The organism is Arthrobacter sedimenti (assembly GCF_042652025.1).
Lineage (GTDB): Bacteria > Actinomycetota > Actinomycetes > Actinomycetales > Micrococcaceae > Arthrobacter > Arthrobacter sedimenti.
This window is the reverse complement of the sequence record NZ_JBHSDQ010000020.1, coordinates 1-790: the sequence shown is the minus strand read 5'-3', so window position 1 is coordinate 790 and position 790 is coordinate 1. Positions and strand designations below refer to the sequence as shown.

Genomic DNA, 790 nt, shown 5'->3' with positions numbered 1-790 from the left:
TGACATTGGCACCTGAAGGCCGGAAGATGCTGCGGATCGAGCAGCGCAATGCTGCGGTTCCGGTGGAGCGCAAGCCGGAGTGGATCAAGGCCAAGGTCCAGATGGGCCCGGAGTTCGTCGGGCTGAAGAACCTGGTGAAAAAGGAAGGCCTGCACACCGTCTGCGAGGAAGCCGGCTGCCCCAACATCTTCGAATGCTGGGAAGACAAGGAAGCCACGTTCCTGATCGGCGGGTCCGAATGCACCCGCCGCTGCGACTTCTGCCAGATCGACACCGGCAAACCCTCACCCCTGGACCGGTTCGAACCCACCAAGGTGGCCCGCTCCGTCCAGTCCATGCAGCTGCGCTACGCCACCGTCACCGGCGTGGCCCGCGATGACCTCGAGGACGAAGGCGTCTGGCTCTACGCCGAAACCGTCCGCAAGATCCACGAACTGAACCCCGGCACCGGCGTCGAACTGCTCATCCCCGACTTCTCCGGCAACCCCGACCACATCAAAGCGATCTGCGACTCCAAACCCGAAGTCTTCGCCCACAACGTCGAAACCGTCCCCCGGATCTTCAAGCGCATCCGCCCCGCGTTCCGCTACGACCGCTCCCTGGACGTCATCACCCAGGGCCGCAACCACGGGATGGTCACCAAATCCAACCTCATCCTGGGCATGGGCGAAACCCGCGAGGAAATCTCCGAAGCCCTCCGAGACCTCCACCAGGCAGGGTGCGACCTGATCACCATCACCCAATACCTGCGCCCCAGTGAGCGGCACCTGCCCGTGGACCGCTGGGTCAA

Annotated in this window: 1 protein-coding gene; it reads left to right on the top strand. The window is 63.8% G+C overall.

What is annotated here, in order from left to right; translation table 11 throughout:
- Positions 1–790 (top strand): lipoyl synthase (locus tag ACFO0G_RS19875; protein WP_376979802.1); only part of this gene is annotated, 790 nt, incomplete at both ends.